The 15,545-nt window shown below is 41.8% G+C and carries 13 protein-coding genes and 1 tRNA gene; 6 read left to right on the forward strand and 8 right to left on the reverse strand.

From position 1 onward, the window contains the following. Positions 1-19: 19 nt before the first annotated feature. Positions 20-616 (reverse strand): thymidine kinase, encoded by a 597-nt coding sequence (locus XDD1_RS10320; protein ID WP_045970938.1) that lies wholly within the window; start codon positions 614-616, stop codon positions 20-22. Positions 617-1,262: 646 nt separating this feature from the next. Here XDD1_RS10320 and XDD1_RS10325 point away from each other — a divergent pair. Next, positions 1,263-1,664: an H-NS family histone-like protein gene (locus tag XDD1_RS10325; protein ID WP_045970940.1), complete on the forward strand. Its 402-nt coding sequence runs from the start codon at positions 1,263-1,265 to the stop codon at positions 1,662-1,664. Positions 1,665-1,907: 243 nt separating this feature from the next. Here the strand turns inward: XDD1_RS10325 and XDD1_RS10330 are convergent, their stop codons facing one another. From XDD1_RS10330 to galU, 3 genes are read right to left on the reverse strand one after another with little or no spacing between them, the layout of a single operon-like run. Beyond that, positions 1,908-2,918: an NAD-dependent epimerase gene (locus tag XDD1_RS10330; RefSeq protein WP_045970942.1), complete on the reverse strand. Its 1,011-nt coding sequence runs from the start codon at positions 2,916-2,918 to the stop codon at positions 1,908-1,910. 8 nt (positions 2,919-2,926) lie between these two features. After that, complete coding sequence (locus tag XDD1_RS10335; protein WP_045970944.1) at positions 2,927-4,270, reverse strand: UDP-glucose dehydrogenase family protein; 1,344 nt, start codon at positions 4,268-4,270, stop codon at positions 2,927-2,929. Positions 4,271-4,294: 24 nt separating this feature from the next. Further along, a complete protein-coding gene (gene galU / locus XDD1_RS10340; protein WP_045970946.1) occupies positions 4,295-5,209 on the reverse strand; it encodes a UTP--glucose-1-phosphate uridylyltransferase GalU in 915 nt (304 codons plus the stop codon). A 335-nt stretch (positions 5,210-5,544) separates the two neighbouring features. Here galU and XDD1_RS10345 point away from each other — a divergent pair, with 335 nt between their 5' ends. The 3 genes from XDD1_RS10345 (at position 5,545) to XDD1_RS10355 (ending at position 7,156) form a co-directional block, all read left to right on the forward strand. Continuing rightward, on the forward strand, positions 5,545-6,006 hold the full coding sequence (locus XDD1_RS10345; RefSeq protein ID WP_065814094.1) for a YchJ family protein: 462 nt from the start codon (positions 5,545-5,547) through the stop codon (positions 6,004-6,006). 83 nt (positions 6,007-6,089) lie between these two features. Continuing rightward, positions 6,090-6,938, forward strand: a complete 849-nt coding sequence (gene purU, locus XDD1_RS10350) for a formyltetrahydrofolate deformylase (protein ID WP_045970948.1) — start codon at positions 6,090-6,092, stop codon at positions 6,936-6,938. A gap of 133 nt (positions 6,939-7,071) precedes the next feature. Then, positions 7,072-7,156 (forward strand) — tRNA-Tyr (locus tag XDD1_RS10355). 349 nt (positions 7,157-7,505) lie between these two features. Here the strand turns inward: XDD1_RS10355 and XDD1_RS10360 are convergent. Beyond that, entirely contained in the window at positions 7,506-8,369 is an 864-nt protein-coding gene (locus XDD1_RS10360; protein ID WP_045970949.1) for a helix-turn-helix domain-containing protein, read from the reverse strand. Between the two features lie 651 nt (positions 8,370-9,020). On the opposite strand from XDD1_RS10360, the gene xthA reads away from it, so the two are divergent. Next, positions 9,021-9,827 (forward strand): exodeoxyribonuclease III, encoded by an 807-nt coding sequence (gene xthA / locus XDD1_RS10365; RefSeq protein ID WP_045970951.1) that lies wholly within the window; start codon positions 9,021-9,023, stop codon positions 9,825-9,827. Positions 9,828-9,889: 62 nt separating this feature from the next. On the opposite strand, the gene XDD1_RS10370 is transcribed toward xthA, so the two are convergent. From XDD1_RS10370 to XDD1_RS10380, 3 genes are read right to left on the reverse strand one after another with little or no spacing between them, the layout of a single operon-like run. Further along, on the reverse strand, positions 9,890-11,836 hold the full coding sequence (locus tag XDD1_RS10370; protein ID WP_045973488.1) for a DNA topoisomerase III: 1,947 nt from the start codon (positions 11,834-11,836) through the stop codon (positions 9,890-9,892). A gap of 4 nt (positions 11,837-11,840) precedes the next feature. Then, positions 11,841-12,899: a selenide, water dikinase SelD gene (selD, locus tag XDD1_RS10375; RefSeq protein ID WP_045970953.1), complete on the reverse strand. Its 1,059-nt coding sequence runs from the start codon at positions 12,897-12,899 to the stop codon at positions 11,841-11,843. 27 nt (positions 12,900-12,926) lie between these two features. Then, complete coding sequence (locus XDD1_RS10380) at positions 12,927-13,478, reverse strand: NAD(P)H nitroreductase (protein WP_045970955.1); 552 nt, start codon at positions 13,476-13,478, stop codon at positions 12,927-12,929. Between the two features lie 167 nt (positions 13,479-13,645). Here XDD1_RS10380 and sppA point away from each other — a divergent pair, with 167 nt between their 5' ends. Then, on the forward strand, positions 13,646-15,523 hold the full coding sequence (gene sppA / locus XDD1_RS10385) for a signal peptide peptidase SppA (RefSeq protein WP_045970957.1): 1,878 nt from the start codon (positions 13,646-13,648) through the stop codon (positions 15,521-15,523). The last annotated feature ends 22 nt before the right edge of the window (positions 15,524-15,545 follow it).

Consider the following 15,545-nt stretch of genomic DNA (forward strand, 5'->3'; position numbering starts at 1 on the left):
AACCCAACGCCTTTTTATTTTATTTCCTAATAGCCTGAGTTTCGCGAATAACGTCAGTATAGTGCCTACGACACACAGAGACGTATTTTTCATTACCGCCAATATCAACCTGAGCACCATCGTAAACAACGTTGCCATCGCTGCCAAAACGAAGTACACGGCTGGCTTTTCTCCCACAATGACAAATGGTTTTCAGCTCTACTAATTTATCTGACCACGCGAGGAGATATTCACTTCCGCTGAATAACTCACCTTGAAAATCGGTTCTTAAACCATAACAAAGAACAGGGATATCATCATAATCTACAATTTCGCAAAGTTGCTCAACATGCTCTTTCGTCAAGAATTGGCATTCATCAATCAAAACACAATGAACTTTTTCTGCCTCATTTTCACTTCTGATAAGCTCAGCAATATTTGTTTTTGGCGAAAACAACAACGCCTCAGCGGATAAGCCAATACGGGAACTGACCTTCCCTTTACCGAATCGAGTATCGATATCTGCTGTAAAGATCAGTGTTCTCATTCCTCTTTCGTTATAGTTATAGGAAGACTGCAATAAGGAAGTTGATTTCCCTGCGTTCATGGCAGAATAATAAAAATAAAGCTGAGCCATTGGCCCGTCCATCCTCTTGTCAAATTTAATCAGGCGATATAACGGTGTCAGTTTACCACAAACTCTACTTGAGATTATCGTTGTTATTGTCAAATGTGGAGTAGCAGAAACAAATTAGAACGAATAAGAAAAGATTATTTTCATGATAATCATCACACTTGCGCATATAAAATCAGCACTATAAGGACTTCCTGCCTGCCAAATGAACAAAATTAACATCAAAAGAAAATAGTTAATTTTCCACCCATTCTTTGAATATTAATAATCATAGTGGTTTACTTTTGTTCAATTTAGCTACTGTAATCATAACTAATGGATTACCCATAAAAAAACTTTCATCTCACACTGATTCTTCAACTTATTTCCAGCAAAACAGTTAACGTTACTTACCGATTGACTATAAATTAGTTTTATATCCTATGGTTTATCCCTTACTAATCTTTACAGTACCTCCCCCTTCCAGATTATTGAAAAATGGTAAGCTCAATAGCAGGATTAAAACACAATATATCGATTAGCAAAAAAATTGCATTTTAAAATGACATGTTTTAGCCTGAGAAAGTAAATTCACTATTGCAGAAAATAAAATAGCATTCTATTATTATCCCTACATCGGCTATCATCATTATAATTTGAGACCAGGACAATGAGCGAGAATTTAAAATCCTTAAATAACATCCGTACCTTGCGCGCACAAGCAAGAGAATGTGAACTTAGTACTTTAGAAGAAATGTTGGAAAAACTGACGACTGTTGTTGAAGAACGTCGTGATGAAGAAAACCACGTTCGTGCACAATTAGAAGAGCGTACACGTAAGCTTGAAGAATACCGTGAAATGTTGGAGAAAGACGGTATTGAATTAAGTGATTTAATGGATGCTTTTAGTGGTAAATCTACGGGTAAATCTAAACGTGCTGCACGTCCGGCTAAATATTCATACGTTGATGACGGTGAAACTAAAACCTGGACAGGCCAAGGCCGTACACCGGCTGTAATCAAAAAAGCCATTGAAGAAGAAGGTAAAAAACTGGAAGATTTCCTGATCTAATCAGTTGTTTTAGTAAACCTGATAACAAAAATACCCTATCAAGGGTATTTTTATTTTATGCTTAATAAACTAACTCGGTTAATTACGGGCTGATGTAGAAACACAGAGAGCGATATTAACGGCCAAGTCGCCTGCATATTCTCGACGTGATAAAAAAGAATTTAACACTAACTTAGTTTTTTATTAACATAAGCTTATAAAAAAGGAGCGATTAGCTCCTTTTTCTATTTCTCACATTCTCTGTCACAGCTTCTGATAAAAGCCCAAATACCAATCGGTAAATCGTTTCACCCCTTCCTTCACCGGAGTGTTAGGTGAAAAGCCAATCTTATTATAAAGCGTACTTGAATCTGCACACGTTGATAATACATCGCCATCTTGAATTTCCATAAAGTTTTTCTTTGCCTCAATCCCTAATGAAACTTCAATGGCTTCAATAAAATCACCCAGTTTTGTCGGTTGCCCATTACCAATATTGTAAACTCGATATGGCGCAGAGCTGGCAGCTATCTGACCCTCTTCAACTGTCCAGTCTTTATTGGCGGTAGGAATAACACCCTGCAATCTGATTATAGATTCGACAATGTCATCAATATAAGTGAAATCTCTCACCATATTGCCATGATTATAAACATCGATTGGCTTATCTTCTAACATGGCTTTCGTGAATTTAAATAAAGCCATATCAGGACGACCCCACGGTCCATATACAGTAAAAAATCTCAATCCTGTCGTGGGGAGTTGATAAAGATGTGAATAGCTATGAGACATTAGCTCATCCGCTTTTTTCGTTGCGGCATATAAAGAAACAGGATGATCAACCGAATCATCAGTCGAAAAAGGCTGCTTTTTATTTAAACCATATACTGAACTGGAAGAGGCATATAATAAATGTTCTACACAGTGGTGGCGGCAACCTTCAAGGATATTGATATGACCGACGATATTGGCATCTATATATGCCATAGGGTTTTGTATTGAGTAACGTACGCCTGGCTGCGCTCCCAAATGGATCACTCGCTGAAATTGATGTTTAGCGAACAATGCAGGTATTGCAACTCTGTCGGCGAGATCTAATTTTTCAAATTTGAAATTTGCATGGGGGAGTAATAAATTTAATCTTGCCCGTTTCAAATTAACATCATAATAATCGTTGAGGTTATCAATACCGACAACCTCATGTCCCATATTCAATAACCGCTGACTAACATGGAAACCGATAAAACCAGCAGAGCCTGTAACTAAAAATTTCATATATTAACTCAAATGACGGGTTTGATTGAGGCACCGCGACCAATACCATAATACGTAAAACCACGTGCTTGCAGGCGTTCAGGATCATATAGGTTGCGTCCATCAAAAATGACAGGCGTTTTTAATGAATTCTTAACCACATCAAAATCAGGCGCTCTGAAATTTTGCCATTCTGTACAGATAATCAAAGCATCAGCGTCTTTTAATGCAGCTTCTTTTGTTCCCATTAAAGAAAGATCATCACGCTGCCCATAAATACGTTGGGCTTCCTGCATCGCTTCAGGATCGTAAGCCTGAACTTTGGCACCACATTTCCATAATGTTTCCATCAATACACGGCTTGATGCCTCACGCATATCATCTGTATTAGGTTTAAATGACAGTCCCCAAATAGCAAATGTTTTGCCCATTAAATCATCACCAAAATGCTGTTTTACAAAAGTAGGTAATTTACTTTTCTGTTTATTGTTAACCTGCTCCACGGCCTGGAGAATTTTTGGTGTATATCCGATTTGTTCAGACGTCCGAATCAATGCTTGAACATCTTTAGGGAAACATGACCCCCCGTATCCACATCCTGGGTAAATAAAGTGATATCCGATGCGTGAATCAGAACCAATTCCCTGACGTACATTTTCAATATCCGCGCCCAACATCTCTGCCAAGTTAGCAATTTCATTCATAAAGCTGATTTTAGTTGCCAACATGCAGTTGGCTGCATATTTAGTCAATTCAGCACTGCGAATATCCATGACTATCATACGATCATGATTACGATTGAAGGGTTCATACAGTTCACGCATGACATCAACCACATTATCATTATCACAGCCAATAATAATACGTTCAGGTCGCATACAATCCGCAACAGCCGCTCCTTCTTTTAAAAACTCAGGATTGGAGACGACATCAAATGGCAGTGCTATGTTGCGCTCTGCCAATGTTGCCTGCATCACTGCCCTGACTTTATCAGCCGTACCTACCGGCACCGTTGATTTATCAACAACGACTTTATGACCATCCATATTTTCTGCAATCGTTCTGGCTACGGCAGTGACATATTTAAGATCAGCAGAACCATCTTCATCAGGAGGTGTACCTACTGCAATAAACTGTAATTTGCCATGAGCAATGCCGGCTTTGGCATCCGTTGTAAAATTCAGCCGTCCTTCAGCATGATTTTTCTTTACCAGAGGCGTCAAACCCGGTTCAAAAATAGGAATTTGACCATTTTTCAGGTTCTCGACTTTATTTGCATCAACATCAACACAAAGTACATCATGCCCAACTTCCGCAAATACGGTTGCTTGCACTAAGCCTACATAGCCAATACCAAATACAGTAACTTTCATATCACACCTTAAAGTACGAGTAGATTATTCTTCAATCTGATTTTGCAAGGTCATGACCCAATCCGTGAATGACTTGCCCAATTCCTGATGTTTCATGCCGTATTCAACAAATGCCTGCATATAGCCCAATTTATTACCACAATCATGGCTACGGCCGTGCAAGTGATAAGCCTCAACGGGCTCTTTTTCCATCAATATGGCAATGGCATCTGTCAGTTGTATTTCATCTCCTGCCCCTGGTGCGGTTTTTGCCAATAATGGCCAGATTTTTTCGGATAAGACATAACGGCCAACAATGGAAAGATTCGAAGGTGCTTCTTCTGGTTTTGGTTTTTCAACAACACGGACAATAGGTTTGCTATCACCAGGTTGCAAATTTTCACCTAAACAATCGACAATGCCGTAATCCGAAACACTCTCGGTAGGAACAGGTTCAACCAAAATCTGGCTTGTGCCACTGCTGTTGAAGCGCGATAACATGTCGCTCAAATTATATTTTGACAGGTCAGTGCTGTACTCATCCAAAATGACATCAGGCAGAATAACCGCAAATGGCTCGTCACCAATAAGAGGTTTAGCACATAACACGGCATGCCCCAATCCTTTGGCAATTCCCTGACGGGTTTGCATGATCGTCACATGATTTGGACAGATAGACTGTACTTCATCCAATAATTGGCGCTTAACCCTTTTCTCAAGAATCGCTTCCAATTCAAAGCTGGTATCAAAATGGTTTTCTATCGAGTTTTTGGAGGAATGTGTAACCAGAATGATTTCATTAATGCCTGCCTTAATACATTCATTAACGACATATTGAATAAGCGGTTTATCTACCAAAGGGAGCATTTCTTTCGGGATGGCTTTCGTGGCCGGCAACATCCGAGTTCCCAAACCAGCAACGGGTATAACAGCTTTTTTTACCTTTTTTATTACTGACATTACATCGTCTCCTACTGCTATGTATTCACTGAAAAACTCCTTTACAGCTTAAACAATAGCATTAACTCTCAGAAAAAATTGTATGTGTGAAGAAAATCGCACTCGCCAAAAAATAACGCGCACGAGTATACCAGTTAATTCGACCAGATATACAGTGCACTAGCTTTTAATCACATTTCAATGATTAGATGTCAGACATTGCGACTTTTGCCCATATTCGAGTATCATCGCTTGATGATCGCCCAATGGTTTGTTTTATTGATACTCTTACAAATCTTTGCAATATCGCTGATAGCCGATATTAGCAGCAACCACTTTGACTAACTGGAGTTATTTTGACAAAAATGTGTCCCTGCGGCAGTGACTCATCTTTCGATCTTTGCTGTAGCCCCTATCTTGAAAACCATCACCCTGCCCCAAATGCTGAATCCTTGATGCGTTCCCGGTATAGCGCTTATGTTACACAAAATGCAGACTATCTTATCGCCACCTGGCACCCTGATTGCCGGGCGGAAAATTGGCGTGCAGAAATAGAACAAGGTTTTGCTGGCGTACAATGGCTGGGATTAAATGTCCTCGGAACCCATCAGGGACGAAATAATGACGAAGCCTATGTCGAATTTTCAGCTTGCTTTATTGAACAAGGCAAGCAAGATAAGCAATTGATTCATGAGCGCTCACGTTTTTTACGCATTGATCAACGTTGGTTTTATATAGAGGGTATCCGTCCTCAAGTCGGCCGGAATAACCCTTGCCCGTGCGGTTCAGGTAAAAAATATAAGAAGTGCTGTGGTTAAAAGTGCTGTGATTAAATCAGCATCTAAATATCAAAACACAACAATTCACACACAGTGAAGAATATTTGAGGTTCTCGTCATCCATGCAACACGCAAATATACAAAGAAAAATCTTGCGTACAATTTGTCCCGATTCCAAGGGATTGATCGCAAAAATCACCAACATTTGTTATAAGCATCAATTAAATATCGTTCAGAATAATGAGTTTGTTGATCATCGTACTGGGCGATTTTTTATGCGCACCGAGCTGGAGGGTATTTTTAATGATGAAACGCTTCTGGCCGATTTAGATGATGCCCTGCCAGCAGGGTCAAGCCGCGAATTAAATACGGCTGGCCGGCGTCGTATCGTTATCATGGTGACAAAAGAAGCGCATTGTATTGGCGATATCTTAGTAAAAAGCGTCTATGGCGGACTGGATGTCGAAATTGCGGCTGTCATCGGCAATCATACTACCCTGCAAAAATTGGTTGAGCAGTTTGATATCCCATTCCATTACATCAGTCATGAGGGTTTAACCCGCGAACAACATGATGCAGCGCTGATGGCTCAGATTGATCAATATCAGCCCGACTATGTTGTACTTGCCAAATATATGCGAGTCTTAACGCCGGCATTTGTTCAGCATTACCCGAATCAAATAATCAACATTCACCATTCATTCCTACCCGCATTTATCGGTGCTCGCCCCTACCATCAGGCTTATGAGCGAGGGGTAAAAATTATTGGTGCGACAGCGCATTATGTCAATGACAATTTGGATGAAGGGCCAATTATCACTCAAGATGTCATCAATGTGGATCATACCTATACGGCTGAAGAGATGATGCGTGCAGGACAAGATGTTGAGAAAAATGTGTTGAGCCAAGCATTACACTGGGTATTTTCTCAGCGCGTCTTCGTCTATGGTAATCGTACCGTTATTCTTTGAGTAGATTACAACTCGATCATCGAGATTAAAAAGACAGCACTCAAGACGTTATTTTCAATTATCTACTTTACAGCGGCGGCTTATCTGATATTATGCCGTCCGCTGCTAACGACAGCGTACAATTCAAAAATCTGGTGGGGTTCCCGAGCGGCCAAAGGGAGCAGACTGTAAATCTGCCGTCACAGACTTCGAAGGTTCGAATCCTTCCCCCACCACCATCAATGATTCAAGTTTCATTACATTCAAGTCAAAAACCATCACATTAATTTCTGCTAAACAACAAGTTGTAACGCAAAAATGCGTCCAATGTATCATGCATCCAATGTATTGGCTTGAAATAAATGGTCGCGGATAGGGTACAAGTCTTTGCTAGTGGGATGACAAGATGGGTAATATCGGCATAAACCAAAGGTGAGGAACGAAACGACACATCAATCCTTCCTCACCACTATCAAAAATCCACTTCAAGCTCTCAATGCATTATGAAATTGTCAAAATTAATGCATTTGGATAAACACTCATGGCGGAGCAGGAAAATCGGGGAGTTTGCTCCGCTCATGCAATCAGCTATTCCATATCGCTGACGGAATCAATGAAACGATTTAATACGCTTGAATGAGATTTTGATTTGTAGACATAACACTGATTAACTGCATCAGGCCGTGATATTGGAATGAAGCCTAGGCTTTCTCCCTCTTCCAATGCACCAGAGTGGGAATCGGTAATAAAAATATAATCGGTTGACTGAATAAAATTGAGACAGCATTCTACATTATCCATCTGTCGAATATTAACTTTTTCTCCATTTTTTATCATTTCCTCTTCCAAATGCTTTATCAAATTACCTTTATAGAGTACGGGATCACATAACCACGTTCTCTTTTTCAGCAATTGAGTAAAGTCCCCATTAACTTCATCTAACAACTCCTTACGGCAGCAGATCCCTAAATTTGGTCCATCAATTTTCCGCACCAGACTGAATCGATCACTCAGTATTTTCTCTGAACTTAAAATTATTGTATTGCCCTCATAGTCAACTATTTCATCAATGTTATCATAACTGAAGCGTAATATATTCACTTGAGCATTATTTCTGTCCGCTGCTTTATAAAGTGAAATCAGATGCTTTTTCTTACCCCAATCATGGTATATATTGACAACATTACAAATACTCCCGCTGATGTGTTTCTTTGTAATTTCCTTCTCTTTCAAATAGAGCTCTTTTAGGTCATTATATAACTCCACGCCGTCTTTGGTCAGAATCATCCCAAACTTCTCCCTTTTAAATAAGCGCTTTCCTAACGTCGCTTCAAAGTCTTTAATTGATTTAGCGACTGGGGGAGTCGTACGGTTCATCACTCTTGCCGCTTTGCTTAAAGAACCCATTTCCACCACCGCCATGAATGCTTCTAATTTACGAGAAAAAAACATAATTCACCGTTCCTATGTAACTTGTGGCTAAAAGAATTTCCTTGAAATGGCCTTCTCATCAGGTAACCGCTAAATCAAACTTGATATTGTGAAGGTATAATTTTGTACAATAAAAATAGATATTTTTCAAATGGCATTTATATAAAACGCCAGTCCCTGATGCAATAATGCGGTCTAGATGAACTTTATTATTCATCTATGTCATGATGAATATTCCACCGTGATTGTAATCCATTAATATATATAACTATGGTCTACAAGTTCAAATTTCTATCAGAGATTGATTAACTCTTCTACTTTTTCATTACTTATTTTTTGTAACGCATTACATAAAATAAATTCTAAGAATAAAAACTCTAACGGAAAATGACAATATCTAATGTTTAATATTACATATTAAAATTAGTGAATTATTATAAATCCATTAATTTACTATTTATTGATTTGGCTTTTTTTATTATTTAAAAATCGATTCGGCACTCTAAATTTAGGATAACGAGAGCATTATACTCGATATAGTATTACATATAAGAGTAAAATAGCGAGTTATCAAGGTAGTTAGGTAAAATTTATTATTTAATAAGTGGTTACATCTTTATTTATATCTGTTAACATGAAGAATAAGCATATTCTATAGGTGATTATAACGATATGAAATTTATATCATTCAATATCAATGGGCTAAGAGCACGTCCTCATCAACTCACTGCCATTGTGGAACAACACCAACCTGATGTTATCGGATTACAAGAAATAAAAGTTCATGATGAAATGTTTCCCCTCGAAGAAGTCAGCAAACTGGGTTATCACGTCTTTTATCATGGTCAAAAATCACACTATGGTGTCGCCCTGCTGACCCGTCAACAACCCGTCAATATTCGTAAAGGTTTTCCCACTGATGACGATGATGCACAGCGCCGCATTATTATGGCCGATATCGAGACTTCCCTTGGTTTATTGACGGTAATCAATGGCTATTTTCCGCAGGGAGAGAGCCGTGATCACCCCATTAAATTTCCTGCAAAAGAAAAATTTTATCAGGATCTCTTGTCTTACCTGGAAACTAACCACTCCCCGCAGTCAAATATTCTGATTATGGGTGACATGAACATTAGTCCCACTGATTTTGATATTGGTATTGGAGAAAACAACCAGAAGCGCTGGTTAAAGACCGGAAAATGTTCTTTCTTGCCCGAAGAAAGAGAATGGATGGAACGCCTGAAAAACTGGGGTTTCATTGATACATTCCGGGCACAACACCCCGAAGTTAATGACCAATTTTCGTGGTTCGACTATCGTTCAAAGGGATTTGATGATAATCGTGGGCTACGCATTGATTTGCTGCTTGCCAGCCATCCATTGGCAGAAAGATGTATTTCTTCGGGTATCGATTATGCTATCCGTGGCATGGAAAAACCGTCTGATCACGCCCCGGTTTGGACAGAATTCAACCTATAAGCAGCAGCGATCATAAAACACAGCACCACTCATTATATTATGGTGCTGTGTCAGCATGTGGGTTACCCCTGATGGGTTTGATCTTTCTTTGCCCTGCTTTTACCGGATTTTGCCTGCTTTCCCTTCCCTTTTTTGGCATTCACGGGAACCGGAGGCAAGTCCCTGAAAGCTTTCAAATTACGATACTGTTTTGCCTGCCAGATCAACTGCTGTAACGTTTCCTGAAGCGGTAACATAAAATCCTGATAACGGAATTGCTTTTCGCTAATTTGCGTCAGCCGGGATTCCCAATGGGCGGTCATATCTGGCAATACCGCCATATCCGGCAATACATGGATCAACGCCCTGCCCGCCGGAGTCGCATGAATATGGCGCCCTTTTTTGTACAGAAAATCGCGTTTGAATAGCAATTCAATGATCCCCGCTCTGGTCGCTTCCGTCCCCAAACCATCAGTGGCACGAAGCACTTTTTTCAACGCCTTATCTTGTACAAATCGAGCTATGCCCGTCATTGCAGACAATAATGTGGCATCAGTAAAAGGCCGTGGCGGTTGGGTCTGCCTTTCCACCACTTCCCCTTTTTCACACAACAACTCATCCCCTTTAGCTACAACCGGCAGTGGAGTACCTTCATTCTCTTCATCCCGCTCCTTGTTGCCAAGCAGCGTTCTCCAACCCGCTTCTGCCAGAAAACGCGCCTTAGCGATAAATTTCCCGCCTGCAATATCCAGTTCAATCGTGCACTTACGGAATACGGCATCAGGAAAGAACTGCATGAGGTACTGGCGGGCAATCAAGCCATAAATATGGCTTTCATTTTCGGTTAAATTGATTTGGCTACTGCGTGCCGTCGGAACAATGGCATGGTGGGCGTCAACCTTCTTATCATCCCAACAACGGTTCTTTTGCTCCACATTCAAAGCCTCTTGCGGAAGTAAATGGGCAGCATGAACGGAGATGGCATTCAAAACCGCATGACGCCCCACAAAATGTTCTTCCGGCAGATAACGACAGTCAGAGCGTGGATAGGTGATCAATTTATGGGTTTCATAAAGCCGCTGACAAATGTCAAGGACATCCTGCGCACTTAAACCAAAACGCTTAGCCGCTTCAATCTGCAAGGACGAAAGGGAGAAAGGCAATGGCGCCGTTTCTGATTCACGTTTGTCCTGATAGGCAGAAACAGAAGCAGGCTGACCAGTAATACGTGCCACAACGTGTTCAGCCAACGGCCGGTGAATAATCCTTCCCTCTTCATCCTGAAAATCAAGGCAAGATTCACTCGGTTGCCATAACGCCGTAAATCGCTCTTCATTCGGGGTAACAATATGGGCTTTAACTTCAAAGAAGTCTTTCGGCACGAAGTGCTCAATCTCTTCATCACGGCGTACAACCAGCCCTAAAATGGGGGTTTGGACACGTCCAACCGATAATACGCCCTGATAGCCTGCATTTTTACCCAACAAGGTATAAGCCCGGGTCATATTGATGCCATACAGCCAGTCCGCCCTGGCCCTGGCAAGGGCAGAAACACACAAGGGGATAAATTCCCGATTATCCCTCAGCCGCTCAACCGCTTTGGTTACCGCCTGAGGATTCAGGTCATTAATCAGGCATCGCTGGACGTTATGTTTTTTCGCGGTATCCAGGTTTAAAAAATCCAGCACTTCATCCACCAGCAATTGACCTTCACGGTCAGGGTCTCCGGCATGGACGATTTCGTCCGCCCTTTCCAACAGGGATTTTATGGTGTTGAGCTGTTTGGCCACGGCTGCCCGTGGCCTTAACTGCCATTTTTCAGGAATGATCGGTAAATCAGACAATACCCAACGGGCATAACGGCTATCGTAGGCATCGGGTTCAGCCTGTTCCAATAAATGACCAACACACCAAGTCACAAATTGGTTATTACCACATTCAATAAACCCATCCCCACGCCGATGGGGCTTTGGTAAAACATCCGCAATCGCTCTGGCGAGGCTGGGTTTTTCTGCAATAAAAAGACGCATGGAATTATTCAAAAACTTCAATGAGTGCCCTGCCTGAATAGGGTTCAGTCAGTTCACCAATAGCAACAAAATCAATGTTGTGGCTGCGTGCAACGGCTTTCGCCTTTTCCACGGCATCCGGCAAAATCGCCAGCAATAAACCACCCGAGGTTTGTGGATCACACAAGAGATGACGTTGAGGCAACGTCATCTCTCCCATTAAGTGCCCATAACTGTCAAAGTTGCGCCCTGTGCCACCCGGTACGCAACCTTTTTCGATATAAACATCAACATCTGGCAATCTTGGAACTTGTGAAAATTTGACCTTCGCCTGAACGCCAGAACCTTCACAAATTTCACTCAAATGCCCTAACAGACCAAAGCCTGTGACATCCGTCATCGCTGTCACACCCTCAATTTCTGCAAAATCTGCCCCTGCTTTATTCAACTGACACATAATGTCTTTCGCAATACCCTGATGTTCAGGTTGAAGCACACCTTTCTTTTCCGCCGTCGTCAATACGCCAACGCCTAAAGGTTTAGTCAGAAACAGAAGACTTCCCGCTTTGGCCTGATTATTACGCTTGACCCGTTCAATATTGATAATCCCGGTGACTGCCAGACCAAATATCGGTTCAGGGGCATCAATAGAATGCCCGCCAGCCAGAGAAATACCTGCTGCCTGGCAAACAGCCCGGCCTCCCTCAATAACTTGTCGGGCAATTTCCGGCGCCAGCGTATTAATTGGCCAGCCTAGAATCGCAATCGCCATGATCGGCTTTCCGCCCATCGCATAGATATCGCTGATGGCATTTGTGGCCGCAATACGGCCAAAATCAAATGGATCATCAACAATAGGCATAAAGAAATCCGTCGTACTGATGATGCCTGTACCATTACCAATATCATACACAGCAGCATCATCACGGGTTTCATTGCCGACTAAAAGGTTAGGATCGAAAAATTTTGCCTGTTCACTGTGCAATTGTTCACTATGTAAAATAGTTTCCAGCACTTTGGGCGAAATTTTGCAGCCACATCCGGCACCGTGGCTGTATTGAGTCAGACGGATTTCAGTTGACATTAGTCGCTCCAGTTATTGACTGACAAATTAGAAATAACTGACAAAATTTGTCATATCTGGGGTTGCGACTTTTGCCGGTGCCCTGAGTTCTGGTGTTCCTAAATAGAGGAATCCAACGATTTTGTCGTTTTCCCCACACCCCAACCCTGCCCTGACAGTGGGATCTTCTGTCCATGAACCTGAACGCCATATACCGCCAAAACCTTGGGCAACGGCGGCCATCTGCATGGCGTGAACGGCACAACCCGCGGCAACGACTTGTTCCCATGCCGGAACTTTTGCATGTTCAACGACTTTAGCAATAACAGTAATAATCATGGGAGCCCGGTAAGGGGCATTTTTCGCTTTCTCTTCAACCTCTTCGCCTAATCCCGCTTCAATAGCGGCTTTTTCAAGGAGCTTGCTGAATTTATCAATGCCTTCTCCCTGCATCACAACAAATTGCCAAGGACGCAAAGCCCCATGATCAGGTGCTCTCATCCCTGCGGCTAAAATATATTGCAACTCATCTCCCTCTGGGGCGGGGGTGGTTAAACGTGAAACTGAACGGCGATTTAACAAAAGTTCCAAAGCATTCATTATTTTCTCCTAAATAAGATAATCTGTCACAAACCAACATTCTCTGTTTATTCGTTAATGAATGAAAGCACATAAACTGTTTTTTCAATCATTAACTGATTTCTGGCTGACATTTCCAGACGAGCTGATTAGGATAACTCCATTTGATACCCTAACCCGGAGCCAATATGCGTACTTTATGGAATTTCACGGCAGCATTATTTAAATGGAGTTGGAAACTCCTGAATTTTGCCCGCCAATTTATTTTCAACCTTATTTTTATTCTGTTTATCGTGGTTGTCGTTGTTGGCGTCATCGCTTATCAACAACAATCCAAACGTGACGATAACTACAATGGTGCATTGTATGTCGATCTGTCTGGTATTGTTCTGGATCACGTCTCTGCCCGCAGTTCGCTTGAACAATTCGGAAAGGATCTTTTTAACCCATTCAGTAGTAATAGTAGAGAAACTTCCTTGTTTGACGTTGTTGACAGCATTCGTCGCGCAAAAAGCGATCCCAAAATTACGGGCATGGTATTAAAGCTGAATGAATTCATCGGCGCAGATCAGACTTCCATGAGATATATTGGCAAGGCTATCAACGAATTTAAAGCAACGGGCAAACCTGTTTTTGCCATTGGTGATACCTACAGCCAGTCACAATATTATTTAGCCAGCTATGCCGATAAGATATATCTGTCCCCATTAGGTATAGTGGATATCCACGGTTTCTCCACCAACCATTTATACTACAAGTCATTGTTGGATACGTTGAAAGTCTCTACCCATATTTTCCGTGTCGGAACCTATAAATCCGCCGTTGAACCCCTGCTGCGTGACAATATGTCACAAGAAGCGCGTGACGCTGACAGCCTCTGGCTCAACGAACTGTGGAACAATTACTTAAGTACCATTGCCGTTAATCGGCATATCCCCGCCGATCAGGTCTTCCCCGGTGCAACAAATTTTGTCGAGAAATTCCGTAAAGCCGGCGGAGATGCGTCACTGTATGCGTATCAAAATAAACTGGTGGATGCGATTGAACCACGCAATAGCGTTGAAAAAATAATGCGGGATAAATTTGGTTGGAATGAAGAACAAAAACATTTCAATTACATTAGCATTTATGACTACATTGACCAAAAACCTGTCCAAGATACCGACGATAAAGGCAATATTGCCGTCATTATTGCTGAAGGGCCAATTTTGGAAGGGAAGCAATTGCCGGGTATCGTTGGCAGTGACACGCTCGTTGAACAACTGCGTGAAGCACACCATAACCCCAATATAAAAGCGATTGTATTACGCGTAAACAGCCCGGGTGGCAGTATCGGCGCATCTGAAATTATTCGTAATGAACTGGCCGCTATCCGCAATGACAAAACGGGCAAGGCGAAACCTATCGTCGTTTCGATGGGCGGGATCGCTGCCTCAGGCGGTTACTGGATATCCACCCCGGCTAACTACATTATTGCTGATCCGAATACATTAACTGGTTCTATTGGTATTTTTGGTGTGGTTCAAACCCTTGAAAAAAGCCTCAATTACCTTGGTGTGAATACTGACGGTGTTTCAACAACCCCATTAGCCGATATCTCTGCAACCAAAGGGCTAAACCAGACTGTCTCAGATGTCATACAGCTCTCTATTGAAAATGGTTACAGTAAGTTTATTGGACTGGTTGCCACTGCCCGCAATAAATCTCTGGACGAAATTGATAACATTGCCCAAGGACGTGTTTGGAGTGGCATTGATGCTAAAAAACACGGTTTAGTGGATCAGTTGGGTGATTTTGATGATGCGGTGACAAAAGCGGCTGCATTAGCAGGGGTCAAAAATGCGTCATTGAATTGGATGCAACCTGAGCCTTCATTCTCTGAAAAACTCATGCTGGGACTGACTGCATCAGCACAAGCACTGTTGCCAAATACCTTGCAGTCAATGTTGCCGGCGCCACTTGCCGACGTTGCCCAAGATATGAAAAAACAAGCCGTGTTTTATAAGAACATGAACGATCCGCAGAATATCTATACATTCTGTCTGAATTGCGTCGATATCCGCTAAAAACAGATACCCGTTAAAAACC

The sequence above is a fragment of the Xenorhabdus doucetiae genome, assembly GCF_000968195.1.
Classification (GTDB): domain Bacteria; phylum Pseudomonadota; class Gammaproteobacteria; order Enterobacterales; family Enterobacteriaceae; genus Xenorhabdus; species Xenorhabdus doucetiae.

Bases quoted from the DNA above. Each gene is read 5' to 3' on its own strand.
- XDD1_RS10335 (WP_045970944.1), bottom strand. From the start codon at position 4,270: ATGAAAGTTACTGTATTTGGTATTGGCTATGTAGGCTTAGTGCAAGCA.
- XDD1_RS10380 (WP_045970955.1), bottom strand. From the start codon at position 13,478: ATGAATGCTTTGGAACTTTTGTTAAATCGCCGTTCAGTTTCACGTTTA.
- purU (WP_045970948.1), top strand. From the start codon at position 6,090: ATGCAACACGCAAATATACAAAGAAAAATCTTGCGTACAATTTGTCCC.
- selD (WP_045970953.1), bottom strand. From the start codon at position 12,899: ATGTCAACTGAAATCCGTCTGACTCAATACAGCCACGGTGCCGGATGT.
- galU (WP_045970946.1), bottom strand. From the start codon at position 5,209: ATGTCAGTAATAAAAAAGGTAAAAAAAGCTGTTATACCCGTTGCTGGT.
- XDD1_RS10325 (WP_045970940.1), top strand. From the start codon at position 1,263: ATGAGCGAGAATTTAAAATCCTTAAATAACATCCGTACCTTGCGCGCA.
- xthA (WP_045970951.1), top strand. From the start codon at position 9,021: ATGAAATTTATATCATTCAATATCAATGGGCTAAGAGCACGTCCTCAT.
- sppA (WP_045970957.1), top strand. From the start codon at position 13,646: ATGCGTACTTTATGGAATTTCACGGCAGCATTATTTAAATGGAGTTGG.
- XDD1_RS10360 (WP_045970949.1), bottom strand. From the start codon at position 8,369: ATGTTTTTTTCTCGTAAATTAGAAGCATTCATGGCGGTGGTGGAAATG.
- XDD1_RS10370 (WP_045973488.1), bottom strand. From the start codon at position 11,836: ATGCGTCTTTTTATTGCAGAAAAACCCAGCCTCGCCAGAGCGATTGCG.
- XDD1_RS10320 (WP_045970938.1), bottom strand. From the start codon at position 616: ATGGCTCAGCTTTATTTTTATTATTCTGCCATGAACGCAGGGAAATCA.
- XDD1_RS10330 (WP_045970942.1), bottom strand. From the start codon at position 2,918: ATGAAATTTTTAGTTACAGGCTCTGCTGGTTTTATCGGTTTCCATGTT.